The 3745-nt window shown below is 51.9% G+C and carries 4 protein-coding genes; 1 reads left to right on the top strand and 3 read right to left on the bottom strand.

Annotated features, from left to right (window positions below):
• Positions 1–51: 51 nt before the first annotated feature.
• From ACLTD4_RS33290 to ACLTD4_RS33280, 3 genes are read right to left on the bottom strand one after another with little or no spacing between them, the layout of a single operon-like run.
• Complete coding sequence (locus ACLTD4_RS33290; RefSeq protein WP_117634423.1) at positions 52–999, bottom strand: transketolase family protein; 948 nt, start codon at positions 997–999, stop codon at positions 52–54.
• Positions 1000–1003: 4 nt separating this feature from the next.
• Positions 1004–1852, bottom strand: a complete 849-nt coding sequence (locus ACLTD4_RS33285; protein ID WP_002601245.1) for a transketolase — start codon at positions 1850–1852, stop codon at positions 1004–1006.
• A 55-nt stretch (positions 1853–1907) separates the two neighbouring features.
• Entirely contained in the window at positions 1908–3317 is a 1410-nt protein-coding gene (locus ACLTD4_RS33280; RefSeq protein WP_055660998.1) for an L-fucose/L-arabinose isomerase family protein, read from the bottom strand.
• A 235-nt stretch (positions 3318–3552) separates the two neighbouring features.
• On the opposite strand from ACLTD4_RS33280, the gene ACLTD4_RS33275 reads away from it, so the two are divergent.
• Positions 3553–3745: helix-turn-helix domain-containing protein (locus ACLTD4_RS33275; RefSeq protein WP_412331948.1), on the top strand; the 193-nt coding region annotated here is incomplete at its 3' end.

Raw genomic sequence — 3745 nt, 5'->3', positions numbered from 1 at the left:
GTGTAGTTGAGTTACAAGCCCGTGCCTGGGCCTGCCCCTCTTCATCGGGCATTAGACATGGGTAATTGATGCCAACAGCTCCATCGCCTTTTTCGCAATACCTTCTGCGTTCAGGCCGTAATAGTCAAATACTTCCTTCGAGGTTCCCGTAATCACCGGGGCATCCGGCAGCGCGAGGATATCCATTTTTCTCGGACAGTTTTTGGCCAGCACCTGGCTGACCATGGCGCCCAGGCCGCCGAACGGTGCATGCTCCTCCACTGTGATTACCGCCTTCACGCCCTCTGCCGCGGTGATCACCGCTTTTTCATCAAGGGGTTTTAAGCAGTACATGTCGAGAACCGCGGCGGATATTCCTCTTTCCTTTAACAGTTCCGCCGCCTGCATGGCGGGCCGGACCATCTCCCCGCACGCAATGATCGCCAGATCGGTTCCCTCGCTGATCACAGTTGCGCGGTCCATCTCAAATGGAACACGGTCTTCCTCGTATATATCTTCCACCGGATTTCTTCCCACGCGGATATAGGCCGGCTTCTCATCCGATACCAGAGACTCCATCAGTTTTCTCGTCTGATGGCGGTCGCTGGGCACATAGACTCTCATATTTGGGATCGCGCACATGGCCGCAAAATCCTGGGCCGAATGGTGGCTCATTCCCAATGCTCCGTAGCTGATTCCTCCGCTGATTCCGATCAGCTTCACATTGGTGTTGGAGTAGGCCACATCCACCTTAGCCTGTTCATAGCTTCTGGTGCTTAAGAAGCAGGCCGGAGATGCGGCATACGGTTTTTTCCCTGCCCTGGCCATGCCTGCGGAAATGCTGACTAAATCCTGCTCCGCAATTCCGGTCTCCACAAACTGTTCCGGATAGCCTTCCGTAAATGGCGTCATGGAGGCGCTTCCCCTGGAATCACTGCACAGCACAACGATGTCCCGGTCGGTCTTCGCATGCTCCATCAGCACGTCACAGATTACCTGTCGGTTTGGTATTTTATTCATAGCACTAAGCCTCCTTGTTATGCGCGCTGAGCGACCGTAACTCCCGCTCACTCAACTCTTTTACAGCCGCCTGATACTGTTTGGCATCCGGCACCTTGTGATGCCACCCGGCACTGTTTTCCATGAAAGAGACACCGCATCCCTTCGTGGTATTGGCGATCACTACGGTAGGGCATCCCTTTGTCTCCCTCGCTGCTTCAAATGCGTCCAGAAGGGCGTCGATCTCATTGCCTGCCACACTTAAGACGTTCCAGCCAAATGCCGCGAAACGGGCCGCAAGATCGTCGTGGTGCATGACCTCCTCCGTGGAGCCGGAGATCTGAAGCCGGTTTCTGTCGACCACGGCGCACAAGTTATCCAGACGGTACTGGGAAGCTGCCATGACGCCTTCCCAGACGGAACCTTCCGCCAGCTCTCCGTCTCCCATAACCGTGTAGACGCGGCTCGGCCGGCCGTCCATCTGACACGCTTTTGCGATGCCCACGCACACAGGCAGGCCGTGTCCCAGGGAACCGGAATTCATCTCGATGCCCGGAAGCTTGTTGTTGGGATGGCCGATATACTTTGAACCGAATGTGGAAAAATTCCGGATGACGTCATCGATATCCAGAAATCCCTTCGCCGCCAGAACCGAATAGTAGGCCTCCACGGAATGGCCCTTGCTCATCACGAAGTAATCCCGGTCAGGATCATCCTGGTTTTCCGGGCTGATGTTCATTTCCTTCAGGTACAGGCTTACCAGGATTTCCATGACGCTGAAATCTCCGCCGATATGGCCGGTTTTTGCCCTGTATACCATGTCCAGTACATTTTTACGAAGCGCGTAGGACAGCGCCTTTAGATTTTCATTCATTCCATTTACCCCTTGTTCTGATATGCTGCAATTCGCTCTGATTTACTTACCCCTTTCACCTGCCGGACGGACTGTAGATCGCTGCTTTTACCTCTTCCTCGATGGGATCATATAAATCCGGGGTGACTCCTATGTATTTGCAAGCCTCATATAAAACCGGCACTACGTCTTTGTGGATTCCTACACAGTGATGGATATATGGGCCGCAGACCAGCTTGTTCTCGAGGCGTTTTAAATCCTCTACCTCCACCCACACATACGTGCCTTTCGTATATGGTCCCTCGATGCCTCTGGCATTTCCGAGAAGCAGGGAATACTCTCCGTTGTCGCCGTCGAAGCGGCAAAGTGTCATCTCACCGTGCTTCGCTTCGGCCTCCACTGCCCCCGGATAGTCGAAGGCCAGAGGGTAGCCGATGGTTGGCTTTTCCTTCGCCACGGAAATCGGCCACGGGCCGCAGTGCTGAAGCAGCTCCCCGTTTTCGTTGTCCGGATGGCGCACCGTCCAGTCCGCAAAGAAGGTTCTCGCCTCGTCCATCCCCGCCGCTTCCGCCATCACCGCGGTGATCGCTCCATGAATATCGGTCTCACAGACAACGGGAATTCCTTCTTCATTTAATAAGGAATTGGCCGCGCAGGGCATGATTCCGATCTCGCTCTGAAGCGCGTTCCAGCACTGGATTGCGACCGCGTTGCAGCCGTACTTTTCGGTCAGGCGTTTCATCGCTACCTTGAGGGCGGCTACATTTTCCAGTTCCCCGTCCCTGATCTTGACGCACATGCCGGTTCTGCAGTAATCCATCACGGCCTGCACCTCCACGCCCTCCTCCTTCGCCCGCTTCATCTCGGCGGTCAGCTCCGGAATCGGAATCGGGGATAACTGAATCTGAAATTTCTCCAGCAGTTCCCCTTCGTTGCACATGGTGGACCAGAAATCAAAGGGCCTCGGCCCGATCTGAAGAATTCTCGTATGGCGGAATACCTTCACCACGTTGCAGACCGCCAGGAAGTTACGAATTCCGCCCTCGAATTCCGGATCCTCCAGACGGCAGTTTGTTAAATAGGTAAACGGCACCCCGAATCTGCGCAGGACTTTTCCGGTAGCAAATAAACCGCACTGGCTGTCCCTTAAACGGATTCCATTCTCATCCGGCCTCTCATCCCTTGGTCCCCATAAGAGAACCGGAACATTCAAACGCTTTGCAAGCCTTGCACAGACGTATTCTGTTCCGAAATTACAGTGAGGAAGAAACAGTCCGTCAACACCTGCCTCCTCAAAACGTTTCACAATGGCGTCGAGATCGCCGTCATCGTATAGCAGTCCCTCTTCATTGATCCCGTCGAGACCGACAAACTCTACTCCCAGCTCTTCCAGACGTTTCTTCGTTAACCCGGCAAACTTTAACGCATCCGGAGCGCTGAATATGCTTCTTCGTGTAGGCGCAAACCCCAGTTTCAGTGATAACATACGTTTCCTCCTTTTAAATCGCAATTGAATTATATTAAATTCTATCTTTATTATTAACTTAATTATATTAAATCTCATTTGAAATGTCAATTGAATTTAACTTAATTTTCTTTAAATTATATAGGAATAATCTATTGACGAATTTAACTAATTCCTGTATGATTAAGTAAACAGTACTTTTTTATTTTTAAGCAGTATTTATGCGTTTGATATTTGTGTCAGAGGAGGGCCAAGTATGTCAATTTCAGCGAAGGAGCTGGCTCAGAAGTTAAATATATCGGCAGCCACGGTTTCCATGGTATTAAACCGCAAACCTGGCATCAGCGAAAAGACCAGAAACCTGGTCCTGGATGCTGCCAGGGAATACGGTTACGATTTTTCAAAAAAATGGGATACCGCCGAGGAAAAAGGCAGTATCCTGTATGTCA

It is taken from the genome of Hungatella sp. (assembly GCF_046966825.1).
The sequence above is the reverse complement of the archived record's forward strand: the minus strand, read 5'-3'. Positions and strand labels throughout refer to the sequence as shown.

Coding starts and splice junctions, on each gene's coding strand:
- ACLTD4_RS33290 (WP_117634423.1), bottom strand. CDS start 999: ATGAATAAAATACCAAACCGACAGGTAATCTGTGACGTGCTGATGGAG.
- ACLTD4_RS33280 (WP_055660998.1), bottom strand. CDS start 3,317: ATGTTATCACTGAAACTGGGGTTTGCGCCTACACGAAGAAGCATATTC.
- ACLTD4_RS33285 (WP_002601245.1), bottom strand. CDS start 1,852: ATGAATGAAAATCTAAAGGCGCTGTCCTACGCGCTTCGTAAAAATGTA.